This window comes from Clostridium sp. OF09-36 (assembly GCF_003481985.1).
Lineage (GTDB): Bacteria > Bacillota > Clostridia > Lachnospirales > Lachnospiraceae > Brotaphodocola.
Genome location: NZ_QUMD01000091.1, coordinates 1 through 847, shown reverse-complemented (window position 1 = coordinate 847; position 847 = coordinate 1). Strand labels below are relative to the sequence as shown.

Genomic DNA, 847 nt, shown 5'->3' with positions numbered 1-847 from the left:
GACAAGTCTATCACAGGCACCACGATTTGCCAGGGGTTGCGCATTAGCCAGAAGACGGCAGATGAGTGGCTGCGTGAATCCATCAATCGCAAGTATGGCCCGAAGGTGGACAAGTATGCCACATACCGGTGGACCCAGAACGAATTTGATGCCCTGGTGTCCTTTGCCTACAACGTCGGCTCTATCGACGGCCTTACTGCACAGGGATCACGGACGCGTGCGGAAATCTCTCACATGATCCTGGCTTACAACAAGGCAGGCGGCAGAGAACTGACCGGTCTCACCAAACGCCGCCAGGAAGAACGAGCGCTCTTTTTGACGCCGGTGCCGGAACAGGTTAAGACCGGATGGCAGCAGGAGGACGGTGGCTGGCGGTTTTACTTCCGGGATGGCAGTGGCAAGCATGTGGTCAACGCCTGGTACCACGATGAGGATAAGTGGTACTGGTTTGACGGTGCCGGTATGATGGTTCATGACACCTGGTACCGCTACAATGGTGACTGGTATTATCTGGGGACAGATGGAGCTATGGTTAAGGGCTTGCAGACGTCAGGCGGTAAATGGTATTATTTAGATGATGATGGCCGCATGGCAACAGAGCCGGTGGTACTTACGCCTGACCAGGACGGAGCGCTACAGCATCCGGGTTTAAGACAGTAAAACAGATGCGCCGTAGTCAATGACAACGATTTGACTACGGCGCATAAATTACGGTATAATATGCTAGGTTGCTCAGAAAAACGAAAATGTATTCGGTAACCAGTTTTGCCTTATTTTGTGCGGAAACTGAGTGATAGCATAACTTACTATATAATAAGTAGATTCACAGGTTCAAGACACGGCAAAC

The 847-nt window shown here is 51.2% G+C and carries 1 protein-coding gene; it reads left to right on the top strand.

All coding sequences use genetic code 11. The annotated features are described in order from the left end of the window. On the top strand, nt 1–660 hold a 660-nt coding region (locus DXA97_RS21410), incomplete at its 5' end, for a lysozyme (protein WP_243107799.1). Nucleotides 661–847: the final 187 nt, after the last annotated feature.